Source organism: Vagococcus sp. WN89Y (assembly GCF_052220145.1).
GTDB lineage: Bacteria > Pseudomonadota > Gammaproteobacteria > Enterobacterales > Enterobacteriaceae > Kosakonia.
The window spans coordinates 166,186-179,889 of the sequence record NZ_JBQPOM010000032.1; the positions used below are offsets into that span (position 1 = coordinate 166,186).

A 13,704-nucleotide genomic window follows, 5' to 3' on the forward strand; every position below is an offset into this window, starting at 1 on the left:
ATGGCCCGCCGCAAAGCTGGGCAAATCCATTGCGCCTTTACGCGGGCCGTGTTTTAGCGCTTAACCTCTGATGTCTACCTGTACCGCGCCTGCGATCAGCGAAGCGAAAGCGTCCACAGCTTCGTTCTGATCCAGCCGCCCGCGGGTGAGCGCTACGGAAAGCGCTTCGCCCGCGCCAACCAGGCCGATACAGCACTGTAGCAACGCGCGCGGCGGCATGCTTACACAGGGTTTCAGGACTGACACGAACATATCGACGCAGTTATCCAGCAGTTCCTGAAAAACCGCCGATTTCTCTTCGCTGCCCGCCATCGCGGCACCCACGGCGTGAAACTCGTCGGTGATATCCGATGCACAAAGAATGTAAGCGCTCGCCAGCATCCGTATGGTTTCCTGTGGATCCGCGGGCTGAGCTGCCATTGCATCTGTGAATGCTTTCACCCGCTCGGTATCAATCCATTTATATAGCTCAATCAACAGAGCTGAGCGCGTCGCAAAATGATCGTAGACCACCGGTTTGGAGACGCCAGCGCGCTCGGCAAGGTATCCAAGCGTCAGGCGATCCGCATTTTCCTGACGCACAATTTGCAGCGCAGTGCTGAGAAGCTGCTTTCGCCGCTTCGCCTTCGATAACCTCCGTGCAGGAGCGCCAGAAACTGGAGAGTTGTTTTTTTCCATCATCTCATCTAAACCTACTAATAGTAACTTATCGCTGGCGGGTGTTCATACACCTACAAATGGTAGCCTAACACGTAAACAAGGAAACACACTTATGACAGTTGATCCTGTTCTACTTTTGGGCGGCTCAGGTGCAATTGGTCACCAGGCCGCACGGGCGCTACGCGCTATTTATCCGGATATTCCTCTGATGATTGGCGGTCGTAACCTGGCCCGCGCGCAAGGCAGCGGCGGAAGCTGGCGATGCGCAGGGTGTCGTCATTGACCTGGATCTCACCGATTTGGGGCTTGGTGCACGCAAAGTGAGTGCTGTGGTCGTCCTTTACAAAGATCACTCACTGGCAACACTCCGCTTTGCGCAATCACGAAGCGTGCCGTATCTGAGCATCTCTTCCGGCGTGTTTGAAATCGCGCCGGAAGTGGCGAGCGTGATGAACGCACCGGGTGCCGCGGCGGTGGTGCTGGGCTACGAATGGCTGGTCGGCGCCACAACGGTACCTGCACTCGATCTGGCTCGCAGATTCGCCAGGGTGCATGAAATTCGTATTGGTGTTCTGGTCGATGAAGAAGATGGCGGTGGCCCTACCGTCGCTGCGGATTTCGACTATCTGAATCACTTTATGCCTGCCGCGCTGACGCGCAAATCGGGTACCTGGCAGTGGCGAGAAGACAATGATGCAAAGGCCGTGTTTTCAGCGATTGATGGCACCGAAATTGATGCCACGGGCTTTTCATCAATTGACGTCGTCGGGCTGGCAACGTCAACGGGCGCGCACAGTGTTGAGTTCAACCTCGGTAATGGAATCAGTTCAAGCCGTCGCAAAGGTGAAGCATTTTCAACCGAAATCATCATTGAAATGAATGGATTGGACCTGTCGGGGCAGGCGCTTCGCACACGGCATGCGGTAGTGCATCCTGGCGGAGCGGCTCCGCTGACAGGCATGGGGATAGCCCTGCTCCTTGAGCGACTGATAGGGCTGGATGGAAAGCCGCCGGTCGCGCCTGGCCTCTATTTTCCCTGGCAAATACTTGATGCATCGCGCTATCTGGCGCATTTGGCGCACGAGGGAGGGCAGATAATGGAGCTGCCGCTTTTATAAGACGAACCACCGACGAGCTTGCCCTGCGTTCGCCGGTGTTACGCAGGGCAAGCTCGCGTTTTGGGTCGTTGAGATTATGTGCGTGCCACAGCGGCAGAATGTTTTTTGAATGTTAATTATTCACTGCGTGAATTTAAGTGGCGTTTTTTTATATTAATTTCTATGTTGATATTTGATAATTGAATCAATATTTTTTATGGTAAATTATTATGACTAAAATTTCTGGTTCAAACGGCGTACGCGATTTAATTAGTAAACTTGAAGGGAAAAATAGCGCTTCTTCTCATAGCAATAAAAAATCCGCAAGCGGGATAAATAAAATTGCCAGCATTAAAAATGATCAGGCGAATTTACTCTCTCAAAAAAGAAAATTCAGTTCATTACAACCATCAAACATATTATCCACACCTCTCGCGCAAAATGCCATGAGGAAAGAGGTTAATCGTGGTGATGTAAAGCAACCATCTTCGAAAGGGGCGGGCAGTATCCAAAAAACGGCACCAAAAGAAATAGCTGTATTTAAAAATGGGATACCTAAAGAAATACATTTCGCCTGGGAAGGGAAAAATATTCCTGAAGACGCCATGGCAAATATTCTCTTAAACGCAAAATTAGCGCCGGATTTTAATGTAAATATTTGGACGACTAAACCTTCGTTGATTTTTTCAACCCTGGACAAGATGGCGAATAGTGAAAATAATGCTTCACACAGATTTCTGGCCCAAAAATTTGGCCCGTCACTTTCTGTCAATGACACCAAAGAATTATATACTGACCTGAGTAAAAAGTTAGATAACACTGAAGGGCTGGCAGAGGTGCGTGATGGTGAGTATCTCTCTACGATGTTTTACAGAGAAATAAATGGCGCATATCAAAACTTTGCTGCGGCAAGTGATATAACCCGTGCTGCTTTGATGTTTTTGAAAGGCGGCTGCTATATGGACGTCGATGTCGTATGTCATTCACTGCATGAGCTTGAGCAAAATAATATCCCTAACGGTTATTTGATAGGCAACTCAAAAGATAAAAGAAGCTTTCCAAATGCTCTGCTGATCTCTCTTCCTGGTTCTAATTTGTCCAAAGATATTCTGGCGCAAATGGCGTATGAAATGTTATCCCTGGAACATGCCGATCCCAGTGATAACAATAATGAACCAGACATGACATTATGGGTCAAAAAAAGAAGCGTTGAGAAAGAAAGACAGTTTCAAACAATGGAGCTGACCGGCCCGGATTTGTTTTATAGTATGAGACTGCATAAAAAAGCAGGGATTTCCTTTGATGCCGATGTCAGTACCAGGAACAACGGGAAAAAAAACAGCCCAGACCTGGCTGAAAAGAAAGTAAATGATATTTTATTTGCCAACTTCAGAAAAGGTTTTAATGATGACGGAGACTGGGCTTCTCTTAAATCTGTTAAAGGAAAACCGGCAGCAACAATTTAATCCTCCTGATACACTCTCCTTTAAAGCCTTGTCAGTATTTATAAAAACTGGCAAGGCTAACATCAATAAATAGTTGTCTTTGAATGATGTAATGCCCTTCAATCCCCTTTCGGAATTTCACCGTCAGAACTGAGCCGTCTGTGGCAACAGGAAGATAAACCTGCGTCTAATCACGCCGGTTGCCGATTTGAACCTCGTCCAGGGGATATTGCAGGATGCACTAACAAAAAACGATGCTGGCACGGCAGCACGAATGACCGGGAATCCTGTTGGGGTAATTTTAGTAACATCATTATTCTTAATTAATCCAGTAACTCATTATTTTTCATATATTACCTTCACGTAATGACTGCCCGACCACCGCCCATTCCCCCGCGAGGCCCAGTAATAGATACAGCAAAAACGACTATTACCCCCCCGCCAGCACGTGCGCGCGGCGGGATTTGGTAATGATTTACAACATGTTAACGAAAAAACAATCAATTCCCGGGCAAATATATTGTCTGACTTGGGAAAGCAAAGTCTGCCCCATTAGCCTTAACTATCTCAATGATTTTTAAATAAACATCTTGTTGTACTGCAAGCCACTCGTGCCATACAGTCGTATGGGTAAAGCAATAGACCATGATATTGAGTGAAGAATCCGCAAACTCATTAAAATAGACTAATAGGGTTTGCGACTGGTCAATATCCTGGTGCTGCTGCAACATTGTTCTTATAGCATCAACAATCACGGCTGTTTTATCGGCGTCCTCATAACGTAACCCTATCACGGTGTTTATGCGGCGATTGGTCATTCTGTCCGGGTTTTCTACGCTTATTGATGAGAAAACTGAATTTGGCACATACAGAGGTCGATGGTCGAAGGTCGTTATTTTTGTCATTCTCCAGCCAATTTCCGTAACAGTTCCTTCTATATTTCTGTCCGGAGAACGTATCCAGTCACCAATACTAAACGGTCTGTCAAAATAAAGCATGATCCCTGAGAAAAAATTGCTCAGGACGTCTTTACTGGCCATACCAACGGCAATGCCGCCTATCCCTCCAAATGCCAGCAGTCCGGAGAAACTCATTCCAAAATGCTCTCCGTACATAAGCAAAACAACCGCGGCTACGGTAATTTTTAAAATTTTAGATATAATTCGCGAATCAGTAACATCGTGCCCTTTCTTAATTTGTTTTTTTTCAAAATAATCAATCATCAGATATAACTTTTTTATAAAAAGTAAAATGATAATTGTAAACCCAGTAAATTTCACAGTGTACGGCGTCAGGAAGTTTACCCTGAAATCGACAATGAGAGTCGATAAAAAATCAAACACAACAAAAATAATACAAGACCACAATAAAAAAACAATCATGTGGCCGACAAAAATATATTTGTTCTTTTTGTGCAGTCCGAATAAATGCCATGCAAACAAACCTGTTGCGGAAATTAGCATTAAACCAATTCCCAAACTATTCTTTATTAAAAATTCAGGTAACACTTATCAATCCTCCTGATTATTAAGTTCACTCATTTTACCTGCCATCAAAAAAGTAACCAATACAGTTAAGCAAAAACCGTCTTGTCATTATGTGTGTTGCCACGCATCCTTAACAACAAATCTACACTGACAGTGCGTTTTGCCTTAAAATGATTATTAATATCACCTGGCGATTAATGCTTATCCTCTCCCTGCGAGTCTTCTGTCACCACTGGAATATACAGGGTGCACATCACCTTACCCTCATCATAATTCAGTACCATCACTTCCGGTTCAGCTCTCCTGACTGTCCGTCTTTCCGACAATATATTCAGATACAGATAATGCACCTGCTCAAGATGTGTTTCACGTTCAGTCTCAAAACGGATCTGCAGATATTTTCCGGCACTGTACGAAAAAACCTTACCTTTCCGTCCTCCGGGAACACCGACACCATTAACTGCCCGGTAGTGATACTTGCTGTCCATCGCCGGAGTGGCCCGGCTCACAACCCATAACTCCCCTTGACGTAGTGCTTTTTCACCAAATATTCTCTCCAGATATGCATATATTGTCGCGTTATCCCGCTGGTTATCCACGGTCCCGTAAAAGATCACCTCCTTTCCCACAACCGCTCCGCCTGGCAGATACACTTCCTGCGGCGCGGGAATATCATATTTTTTACGTATCGAGCCTGACAGGGGAAAAAACTCCCACTCTGGTTTTTCACGGTACTGCATAGGGGTCATTCCGGTGCTTTTTTTGAATTCCCGGTTAAAAGACTGCTGGGAATCAAACCCCAGACTTAGCGCAATATCCTGGTATCCCCGTCGGGAAAAACGAAGCAGCAGGGCTGCACGGTTCAGTCGTCTGCGCCGGATATACTCACCCAGTCCCACACCGGTTACTGCAAGAAACAGACGCTGCAGATGCCGCCGACTGTAACCTGAGTAAGCCGCAAGCGTATCGATATCTGTTCGGCGCCCACTTTCCACTTCCGCATCCACATATTCAAGGATTTTTTCTGCCATCATTTTATGTAACAGGTTTGTCATATACTTTCTCCTGTCAGCGAAACGCAATGCAGCATGGCACCGTCCTGTGTGTGCCTATATCTGCCCGGTATGGTATGGCGTGGTCAACTAAAACTGGCCACCTCGCTTATAGCGGTGAGCGGGCTGCTGACAACTCATCAGTCCCGGCTCATTCATGAGTTTGCCGGCAAGCCAACGTTCCCTTCGCAAGCCTCTTCAGTGTTGCCTGCGCCAGCAGAACCTGGCTTCGTAATATAACCCGCCTGCCGCCTGGCTCCAGTATTTATAGAAGCTGCGATAAATCCAAACACATGGCAGAGTGTGACCACAGGATAATGCGCTTCGAGTTTCCCGATTGTCGAGAACTGTTCAGGGAGTCTGGCATCAAGAGCGCAGTCGCCTTTTCCCTGAACTCATATATTTCAATTTGCTGCGGGGTTATGGAGGATTCTTTTCTGTTTTGCGGGGCAGGGAAGGGCAGCTGCCCGATTTAAGTGATTTGCGTGCAGCATTACGTTTCTCCCGGGCTTCGGGCAGGGTATCCAGTAGATAAGTACCAGCAGCCAGGCGGGACTCTTTGCCGTTGACGCTATAGCGGTAGTACTACTCCAGGGCAGGATCGTTTACCGTGGCGGAGGGCCAATCAACGGCTCGGAAGTATCTGGATTATCCGTGGCTATTCAAATGGTCATGCAACCAAATGGTCATGCAACGTTAACCTTTGTATAATTTTTGAGTGCCCAGAGAGAATACCAGCTGTTTAGAAAAAGCGCCGACAGGATCACTAAACCACCAATCAAGGCTTTAGTGCTGGGGGCTTCATCAAATGCGAAATAGATCCACAATGGGCCAAGAATAGTTTCAAGCAACAGAAATAATCCAAGATGAGAGGACGGAATAAAACGGGAGGCTCTGGCAATCAAACTCAGCGCCAGGAAGACGACTACAGCACCTTCCAGAGCGATAAGCAACAAAGTATGCTCTGGCAAATAAATCCGGATGCTAAATCCGATATACAATATGACAGCTGAAAATATCGCCCCAACAGATGGAGAAAGAGAAAGATCAAGCTGGCTACTCCGTCCCACAACAAATGCAGCAGCCATCGACATTGCGGTCATAAGTGAAGTTAAGTCACCGGTGGATAGTGTTAATGACATCCCTTGATTGTTTCCAAAAATGACGGTCAGAACGCCGACAAGTGCCAGTAAAAATGACAGACATGTCACTTTACTTATGGATTCCCGCAAAAAAAACCATCCAAATATTCCGGCCCAGAGAGGTGCTGTACTTATAATAAACAGCATATTTGCTATGGGAGTCAGCATGGCCGATACAGGAAAAAGAATCGAAGATAGCCCATAGAAAAATGCAGACAGCATCATATCACGGCTAAACAGGCTGCGTTTGTCAGGCAGAGTCCTGTAACGTAAATAGCGATAAATGATAAAAAAAATAACCGGTAAAGCCAGTGCTATTGATCGCCAGAAGGCAATCTGTACGGGAGGAAGATTAATAAGACGCAACAATACAGTGTCAAAACTTAAAATAACCCCCCCCAATGCTGCGAAATAATATCCACGCCGAGTTGTGGAAGCAAGGTTCATAATTTTCTCCTGAGAATGTTAACGAGAGCAGTACTACATTCAACCGGAGATGCATCAGGTTCTCCAGGAATATAGCAACTGATCCTCCAGTGAAGTTCATCTAAAATTTTCAGACTGAATATGGTTTTTACCAGACGTTCTGACCGGGGATGTCGGGATCCAATTTTAAATACAAGAAAAGGGGTTTGGGAATATAGCGGGGTAATTGATGTTAGTCCTATGCAGGAAAGCTCCTCTGCAAGAGCCTGCGTGAGATTGAACATGGCTATATTAAACATAACAGTCTGAGTCATTAGATGATTATGTAATGATCTGAAAACATGGTCATTCACCGTCCCTGACTCTGATATTTTGGCTACTTTGAGAATTTCCTTGTATTCAGGGTTGTCATTGACACAAAGAACGCCAATTCCAGTCTGCAAAGCAAGATGCTTGTGCAAAGGGAAAAAAACGATATCTGTAGTGAATGCTTTTGCATGGTGACATATCGCTCCGGCAGACTGTGCCGCATCCAGAATCACTGCCGAATCCTGAATACAGACTACCTCACCACTATCTGGACTTATGTGAGTTAGCAGCGGCAGAGACGGTTCCTTAACCAACAAAGGGATAGTCTTGTAAGGTCGGTAGCTTCCTGCTGCAATGGATAAAGTTCTGCCCTGAACGCTCAGCCCATACAGCACCGTCAACAGACAATGTGTGCTATTGGTCAACAGAAAAATATTTTCGTGAGGAATAGTAAGAGCATCTCTGATTTGCTGTTTTATCTCCTCCCTGCACAGCTGAAGTGATCGAAAATAGTGAGTTTGATAATTGTGTTCAGCGGGTAACAATATAGAATTGATAGACGCATCATCGAGCTCCCTGCTCATTGAATCAGCCTTTTTGAACTCAGCGCCGGGATCACCGCATCCCGAAAAATACTTGCAACGGATATTGTGGCAATGTCACTAACTGATACCCATTTCAATTCTTCAATCTCTGATGCAGGTACGGGATCGCTGGCAACCTCTACCAGGTAAGAAACAATTTTTATCGGTTCCTGCTCAAAAGCAGACACCGAGTAGTCAGTACGATACTTCTTCGAGCTGAGCATTACCGTACCAAGCTCCTCATAGATTTCTCTGCGAAGACAATCTTCCTGAGTTTCACCGAATTCAGGTTTTCCCCCTGGAGAAATAAACACTGATGTACCTTTTTTTCTCACGAGAAGTATTTTATGGTCTCGAATGATAATCGCGGCATATTTAACAATCATAACGTCATGTACCATTAATAATGTTAGAAGTATGCAGGTGAATATTTTATTTCTATTTTAATGATGCTGTTAGTTATGCAGCGACTTCAGAAATACCACCTGTCAAAAAATTAATAATGTCCCGACATTTATCTTCTTTCCTTTTAAGATAGTTCATAATAACTTCATCAGAAGCAGGTGTAAAACTGTCAGCAAAAACAGATAGCCCTTCAAGGGATTTCGTAGAAATACCCGCCTGAAGCAGGCGATATTTAACATCATCCTGAGATTTTGCAAACAGATAGATAGGGCTGTGATACTCAATCCCGAAAGACTTCATAAAATCAACAAAATATTCTTTTGCCACTAAGCGTTGTTCTGGGAATTCTTTTTGATAGTCCGTTATTCCATCGTTAATTGTCGAAATCGCATTACGTTTGCAGTAATCAATAACGTGTGCGTGGATTGCAATTTTTTCACCCAACAGCACAAGATTTTTACGGTCCTCCAAAATATCTGACTCAAGAGTTTCAATAGCCAGAGAACGAAATGCACCGCTAATATCCTCAATGTGATGGCATACTACAAGTTCACCAAATCGGCTTCTTAATTCCTCAACCCTATGTGACAGAATCCCTCTATGAAGTGAGCAGCCACTGCTGGCAGTATAGAGATGTACTGGTATCCCCTGTAGCATTAAATGGACGGCAACCAAAGAGCTATCGCGTCCCCCGGTAAACATGACCAACTGTTCTTTATTATCCATTTTTGCTTCCCTCAAGTATTTTCAGTACGTCAACGACTGAATCAGTGATAAAAATATTGTCCAGATCTGCCGTAGAAATAAATCCTGCTTTATGCAGATCCTGTAACCAGTTCCATGCCACCAACCAAAAGGATGTACCAAACAGAAAGATTGGTTTCATGCGCATCTTTCTGGTTTGCATAAGAGTGAGCATTTCGAACACTTCATCCAGCGTCCCGAATCCCCCGGGCATTGCAATAAACGCATTGCAGTAGACTGAGAAAGCCAGTTTTCTCGTCATGAAATAATCGAAGTTCAGTGAGATCTTGTCATGCGGTAGAACATTATCTTCAAATGGCAAACTGATGTTGAGGGCCACGGATTTCACCCCAGCAGCACAAGCCCCTTCAATTGCCGCTTTCATGAGTCCGGGCCCACCACCAGAGATAATCTGATATCCGTGCTCTGCCAGAAGTTGGGAGGACTCTTTCGCCAGTATATAATAGTTTTCATTTTCATTTACTCTGGCGCTGCCAAAAATGCCAACAGCATTATTAATATTACTTTTAAATGAATTAATACTTTCTATTTCTTTAACAATGATGTTTTTCATCGCTTCCCCTGATTAGTTCTGACTTAATTATCCAGCATTGATACATCATCACAAGTCAGTTATACTTAACCTATCGTTTAGAAAATATATACACCATTATGAAGCCGCTTCCGCCTCTAAATTCATTGAAAACATTTATGCTTACTTCTCGCTACAATAGTTTTTCTCAGGCTGCTATCCATAACTATATGACAAAAGGAGCCGTCAGCCAGCAAATCAAACTACTGGAAGACTGGATGGGTGTCAGATTGTTTATGAGAACGAGTGCAGGAATTGAGTTAACAAGTGCTGGCATTGAACTAAAAAAAACCTGTGATATTTCATTTTCATTGCTTGAAAATAAGATTTATGAACTTAAAAAGAAAATAAGCAAGATAACGAAAATAAAAATTGGTTGTTCCAGTAGTATTCTTCGCCATCTTTTTTTACAAAATCAGAATAAAATTAATTCAGAATTTCCAGAGTTTCAACTATGTTACGACACAACAGCGACCATTGACTCATTACTTAATAATTCCATAGACATTTATCTATCCAGAGAAGTATATCCTCCTGTAATTGGTTTAAAAGAAGTAACCTTATTTAAGGATGAAATAGGTATGGTATCTGCACGAAACTATCTGGATCGCCATGTCGAAGGGGTGACAGTGTGTCATGCTCAGAGCCGGGGGAGCGCCTGGAATGAATGGTGTACTGCCTCCGGGCGGATGCTGCCAGTCATAGATGAGCTGCATTTTGAAACGCTGTCTCTTGCACTCGATGCCGCTCGGTTTGGGCTCGGGGTTGTTGTAGCTCCCTGGTTTGTAGTTGAGCCGGAGATACGGCTGGGCAATTTGCACTCACCGTTTGGTTTTGTGGAATGTGGGAGAGGAACCTGGCTTTATCACCTTGAAAGTTCGAGCAATGATACTATGCAATTTATTGATAAACTAAAATATATAGCCAATGAACTCAAAGTCGCTCCTCTTAACAAACTATAGGGCAGGATCGTCTACCGGGGCGGGTCAGTCCAGCATATATAGTGTACGGAAGCTAGCTGCCATAATTGATGAAGTGGATGTAAATAGGATCTTTATCTACCACTCCAACTTTTTCATCGTCAGACCAACCTTTCATTCGGATGGTAAATAATTGATGCTCTTTTGAAATACACTTATTTTCTCCAAAAATACCATTCAGGCAGTATTGGGTTTCGCCCATCCAGTAGCTATTGTCTCTTATGTCATCTGCTCTCTCGGTTATATTTTCCAGGAATAAAATATCATCATATGTATGAGAAAGAGGGGGGCGTTTTTTAATATGCCATCACTATTTTTGTACCATATTATTTTTTGTGCATATCGAGACAGTGGTATATTTTCAACTAAAACGACAGTAGACTTACATTCTCTTTTTAAATGCTCACTGTACTCAGTATGCTCATAAATATTGACTACATGCCCTTGCCTTAGAAAAAAATCATATATGATATATAAAAAGTATAAAAATAGAAGAATGGATATTGTTTTTGGATATTTAATCATTCTATCCATGTGCAAAAATTAGCTTCGTTGATAAATGGTTTGAAGCCATAAGTTTTATAGCGCTGCAAAATTAACCAGGAACAGAACCACGAGGAAAGCTCGAAAATTTTTCCATTCATATCATTGATATCTAATCCAAAATGGTCCTGTATCTGAAATGTTAATCGAGCTTTAAAACTCTTACGGCGAAATTCCCTGGTTTCGGTTTCTATAATTTCGAAATCATTAAGATATATCTTCGTTGAATAAGTATCATGGATGGTTATGTCCAGGCCAATGAACCAATCCCAATCATCAAATTTAGGAAGCTTTGCTTCTTTACTAATTCGTAAGTTCAATTCTCCTAAATCTTCCAGCGTTAATGATTTAAAACCATTGTTATGAAGCAATTCATTGATTATTTTTTTATCTTCTCCACGCACTCTTTAGTTGTTTTATGCTCCAGAAACGCTTTATTCACCAGCTCATGACGCAACACGCCGCCTTCATTGATCCTGACCCGGAATCTTGCACCTTATCCATTAACAACAATGATTTTCATTGTAAGGTTTAGTGATTTTTTAAAACAAGGAGAGGCTCCGCTCATTGATGATAAAACCGCTGTTATTACTATTGTGACAGAGTGTTTTTTCAGGTTTATTGTTACCGAACGCTTATTTCAACCGAAATTAAGTTGATTATGTGCAATTTGTGCGTTTAGTATTTGCAATTAATTACAATTATTATCTTAAAATTTATCTTTCGGCAGGGAAAAGCCATGCACCACAGCTCCGCTTGCTCTTCGCTCAGCCTTGCTGTGCGCAAGGGTTGTATTCTATTTGGCGCCATTGTCTTACCACTATTTATATTCAGCCAACCGCTGCTGGCGGCAACACCGAACAGCGAACAGCTGATCATACAGCAGCAGCGGCAAAAGGCGCTGGAACAACAACTGACCCCCCTGACGCCGGATGTGCGCCTGTCGCCACCTTCGTCCAGTTTTGGACGCATTGCTTTCCCGCAGGAAAAAACCTGTTTCCCTATCGATCAGGTCGAGTTGAGCGGCCAGGACAAACTCCCTCATTGGCTGTCGTTGCAGCGCATCGCTAATCAGGCGCAGGGCCGTTGCCTGGGCGGGCAGGGCATTAACCTGCTGATGAGTACCCTGCAAAACCGGCTGGTGGATCGCGGCTATATCACCACCCGCGTATTGGCGCCTCGCTGGATGATTCCGGCACCAGGAGTACCGGGCGTTATCAGGGCGGTTTGACGCTGTCGCTGGATAACCCGTTTTCGCTCAGCGATCTGTTCTATATCTCCGGCTCTACCGATCTGCAAAACCAGGGCGGCAAGGGATCGAAGAACATCACCGGGCACTATTCGGTGCCTTTCGGTTACTGGATGGCCGGGGTCACCGCCAACAGCTATGACTACCACCAGACCGTCGCAGGCTCCTATGCAGATTATCGCTACAGCGGTAAGAGCAAGAACGTGGATTTCCAACTCAGCCGGGTGCTGCACCGTAACGGCAACCAGAAAACCACGCTGATCTATGACGTGCTGGCACGCGAGTCCAGCAACTACATCAACGATACCGAAGTGGGCGTGCAGCGTCGGCGCACCTCGGGCTGGCGCCTCGGGTTGCAGCACCGCCACTATATTCAACAAGCCACGCTGGACGCAGGTGTCAGCTATCAGCGCGGTACCCGTTGGTTCGGCGCGTTGCCTGCGCCGGAAGAGACCTTTGGCGAAGCGACGGCGCTCAGCAAAATTGTGCAGCTTAACGCCCAGCTCGACGTGCCATTCAGCCTGTTCAGCCAGAACTTCCGCTACAACGTGCAATACCAGCGTCAGATCAGCGATACGCCGCTGACGCCGCAGGACCAGTTCGCTATCGGCAACCGTTGGACGGTGCGCGGCTTTGACGGCGAGCGCACCCTGAATGCTAATCACGGCTGGTTCGTCCGTAACGATCTGGCCTGGCGCACGCCGTTGCAGGGGTGACCTGCCCCCTGGATTAGATATAACGTTCAGTTAGTAATGTCAGTTGATTTATTCCCGTATTCTCCGTTTCGCCATCCCGCTGCAAACTCTGAAGGGGTCTGATAATTCAACGAAGAATGAGGCCGACATTCGTTATAGTCCTGCCGCCATGCGCTTATAATTTCTTTTGCATGAACAACATCGTGGAACCAGTGCTCATTCAGGCATTCATCGCGAAAACGACCATTAAAACTCTCGATAAAGCCATTCTGTGTCGGCTTGCCCGGCTGAATA

At 44.9% G+C, this 13,704-nt stretch carries 16 protein-coding genes and 2 pseudogenes; 6 read left to right on the forward strand and 12 right to left on the reverse strand.

Annotated elements, in window-relative coordinates; genetic code table 11:
• Positions 1–60: 60 nt before the first annotated feature.
• On the reverse strand, positions 61–681 hold the full coding sequence (locus ACTU3N_RS14530) for a TetR/AcrR family transcriptional regulator (RefSeq protein WP_443086852.1): 621 nt from the start codon (positions 679–681) through the stop codon (positions 61–63).
• A gap of 91 nt (positions 682–772) precedes the next feature.
• On the opposite strand from ACTU3N_RS14530, the gene ACTU3N_RS14535 reads away from it, so the two are divergent.
• From ACTU3N_RS14535 to ACTU3N_RS14545, 3 genes are all read left to right on the forward strand, one after another.
• A complete protein-coding gene (locus tag ACTU3N_RS14535; RefSeq protein ID WP_443086853.1) occupies positions 773–943 on the forward strand; it encodes a hypothetical protein in 171 nt (56 codons plus the stop codon).
• Positions 873–1,778 (forward strand): hypothetical protein, encoded by a 906-nt coding sequence (locus ACTU3N_RS14540; protein ID WP_443086854.1) that lies wholly within the window; start codon positions 873–875, stop codon positions 1,776–1,778. The genes ACTU3N_RS14535 and ACTU3N_RS14540 overlap by 71 nt, the downstream gene beginning before the upstream one ends.
• Before the next feature lie 209 nt (positions 1,779–1,987).
• Positions 1,988–3,223, forward strand: coding sequence for a glycosyltransferase (locus ACTU3N_RS14545; RefSeq protein ID WP_443086855.1), 1,236 nt, complete (start codon positions 1,988–1,990; stop codon positions 3,221–3,223).
• A 479-nt stretch (positions 3,224–3,702) separates the two neighbouring features.
• Here the strand turns inward: ACTU3N_RS14545 and ACTU3N_RS14550 are convergent, their stop codons facing one another.
• From ACTU3N_RS14550 to ACTU3N_RS14590, 9 genes and pseudogenes are all read right to left on the reverse strand, one after another.
• Positions 3,703–4,710: a mechanosensitive ion channel family protein gene (locus tag ACTU3N_RS14550; RefSeq protein ID WP_443086856.1), complete on the reverse strand. Its 1,008-nt coding sequence runs from the start codon at positions 4,708–4,710 to the stop codon at positions 3,703–3,705.
• Positions 4,711–4,883: 173 nt separating this feature from the next.
• Entirely contained in the window at positions 4,884–5,744 is an 861-nt protein-coding gene (locus tag ACTU3N_RS14555; protein WP_443086857.1) for a helix-turn-helix domain-containing protein, read from the reverse strand.
• 96 nt (positions 5,745–5,840) lie between these two features.
• Positions 5,841–6,177, reverse strand: a pseudogene (locus tag ACTU3N_RS14560) (IS3 family transposase); the annotation flags it as partial.
• Positions 6,162–6,311 (reverse strand): annotated as a pseudogene (locus tag ACTU3N_RS14565) (hypothetical protein); the annotation flags it as partial. The pseudogenes ACTU3N_RS14565 and ACTU3N_RS14560, both read right to left, overlap by 16 nt.
• A 116-nt stretch (positions 6,312–6,427) precedes the next feature.
• The gene (locus tag ACTU3N_RS14570; RefSeq protein ID WP_443086858.1) at positions 6,428–7,330 is read right to left on the reverse strand and encodes a DMT family transporter; all 903 of its coding nucleotides are present in this window, start codon (positions 7,328–7,330) and stop codon (positions 6,428–6,430) included.
• Entirely contained in the window at positions 7,327–8,202 is an 876-nt protein-coding gene (locus ACTU3N_RS14575; protein ID WP_443086859.1) for a DUF6024 family protein, read from the reverse strand. Before ACTU3N_RS14575 ends, ACTU3N_RS14570 begins: the two co-directional genes overlap by 4 nt.
• Positions 8,199–8,588 carry an NUDIX hydrolase gene (locus ACTU3N_RS14580; RefSeq protein WP_443086860.1) on the reverse strand — a complete coding sequence of 130 codons (390 nt, stop codon included), beginning with the start codon at positions 8,586–8,588 and terminating at the stop codon, positions 8,199–8,201. Before ACTU3N_RS14580 ends, ACTU3N_RS14575 begins: the two co-directional genes overlap by 4 nt.
• A gap of 73 nt (positions 8,589–8,661) precedes the next feature.
• Positions 8,662–9,333 (reverse strand): hypothetical protein, encoded by a 672-nt coding sequence (locus ACTU3N_RS14585; RefSeq protein ID WP_443086861.1) that lies wholly within the window; start codon positions 9,331–9,333, stop codon positions 8,662–8,664.
• Entirely contained in the window at positions 9,326–9,925 is a 600-nt protein-coding gene (locus ACTU3N_RS14590; protein ID WP_443086862.1) for a TIGR00730 family Rossman fold protein, read from the reverse strand. The genes ACTU3N_RS14585 and ACTU3N_RS14590 overlap by 8 nt, the downstream gene beginning before the upstream one ends.
• Positions 9,926–10,023: 98 nt before the next feature.
• Between ACTU3N_RS14590 and ACTU3N_RS14595 the strand changes: the two genes are divergently transcribed.
• A complete protein-coding gene (locus ACTU3N_RS14595) occupies positions 10,024–10,905 on the forward strand; it encodes a LysR family transcriptional regulator (protein ID WP_443086863.1) in 882 nt (293 codons plus the stop codon).
• Between the two features lie 539 nt (positions 10,906–11,444).
• On the opposite strand, the gene ACTU3N_RS14600 is transcribed toward ACTU3N_RS14595, so the two are convergent.
• Positions 11,445–11,870, reverse strand: coding sequence for a DUF3289 family protein (locus ACTU3N_RS14600; protein ID WP_443086864.1), 426 nt, complete (start codon positions 11,868–11,870; stop codon positions 11,445–11,447).
• 335 nt (positions 11,871–12,205) lie between these two features.
• Between ACTU3N_RS14600 and ACTU3N_RS14605 the strand changes: the two genes are divergently transcribed.
• Both ACTU3N_RS14605 and ACTU3N_RS14610 read left to right on the forward strand, forming a co-directional pair.
• Positions 12,206–12,697 carry a POTRA domain-containing protein gene (locus ACTU3N_RS14605; RefSeq protein ID WP_443086865.1) on the forward strand — a complete coding sequence of 164 codons (492 nt, stop codon included), beginning with the start codon at positions 12,206–12,208 and terminating at the stop codon, positions 12,695–12,697.
• Positions 12,649–13,431 carry a ShlB/FhaC/HecB family hemolysin secretion/activation protein gene (locus tag ACTU3N_RS14610; RefSeq protein WP_443086870.1) on the forward strand — a complete coding sequence of 261 codons (783 nt, stop codon included), beginning with the start codon at positions 12,649–12,651 and terminating at the stop codon, positions 13,429–13,431. The genes ACTU3N_RS14605 and ACTU3N_RS14610 overlap by 49 nt, the downstream gene beginning before the upstream one ends.
• A gap of 26 nt (positions 13,432–13,457) precedes the next feature.
• Here the strand turns inward: ACTU3N_RS14610 and ACTU3N_RS14615 are convergent.
• The coding region (locus ACTU3N_RS14615; RefSeq protein ID WP_443086866.1) for an integrase core domain-containing protein at positions 13,458–13,704 on the reverse strand (247 nt) is incomplete at its 5' end.

Excerpts from the sequence above, each read along its gene's own strand:
- ACTU3N_RS14530 (WP_443086852.1), bottom strand. The coding sequence starts at position 681 with ATGATGGAAAAAAACAACTCTCCAGTTTCTGGCGCTCCTGCACGGAGG.
- ACTU3N_RS14535 (WP_443086853.1), top strand. The coding sequence starts at position 773 with ATGACAGTTGATCCTGTTCTACTTTTGGGCGGCTCAGGTGCAATTGGT.
- ACTU3N_RS14545 (WP_443086855.1), top strand. The coding sequence starts at position 1,988 with ATGACTAAAATTTCTGGTTCAAACGGCGTACGCGATTTAATTAGTAAA.
- ACTU3N_RS14555 (WP_443086857.1), bottom strand. The coding sequence starts at position 5,744 with ATGACAAACCTGTTACATAAAATGATGGCAGAAAAAATCCTTGAATAT.
- ACTU3N_RS14570 (WP_443086858.1), bottom strand. The coding sequence starts at position 7,330 with ATGAACCTTGCTTCCACAACTCGGCGTGGATATTATTTCGCAGCATTG.
- ACTU3N_RS14575 (WP_443086859.1), bottom strand. The coding sequence starts at position 8,202 with ATGAGCAGGGAGCTCGATGATGCGTCTATCAATTCTATATTGTTACCC.
- ACTU3N_RS14580 (WP_443086860.1), bottom strand. The coding sequence starts at position 8,588 with ATGATTGTTAAATATGCCGCGATTATCATTCGAGACCATAAAATACTT.
- ACTU3N_RS14585 (WP_443086861.1), bottom strand. The coding sequence starts at position 9,333 with ATGGATAATAAAGAACAGTTGGTCATGTTTACCGGGGGACGCGATAGC.
- ACTU3N_RS14590 (WP_443086862.1), bottom strand. The coding sequence starts at position 9,925 with ATGAAAAACATCATTGTTAAAGAAATAGAAAGTATTAATTCATTTAAA.
- ACTU3N_RS14595 (WP_443086863.1), top strand. The coding sequence starts at position 10,024 with ATGAAGCCGCTTCCGCCTCTAAATTCATTGAAAACATTTATGCTTACT.
- ACTU3N_RS14605 (WP_443086865.1), top strand. The coding sequence starts at position 12,206 with ATGCACCACAGCTCCGCTTGCTCTTCGCTCAGCCTTGCTGTGCGCAAG.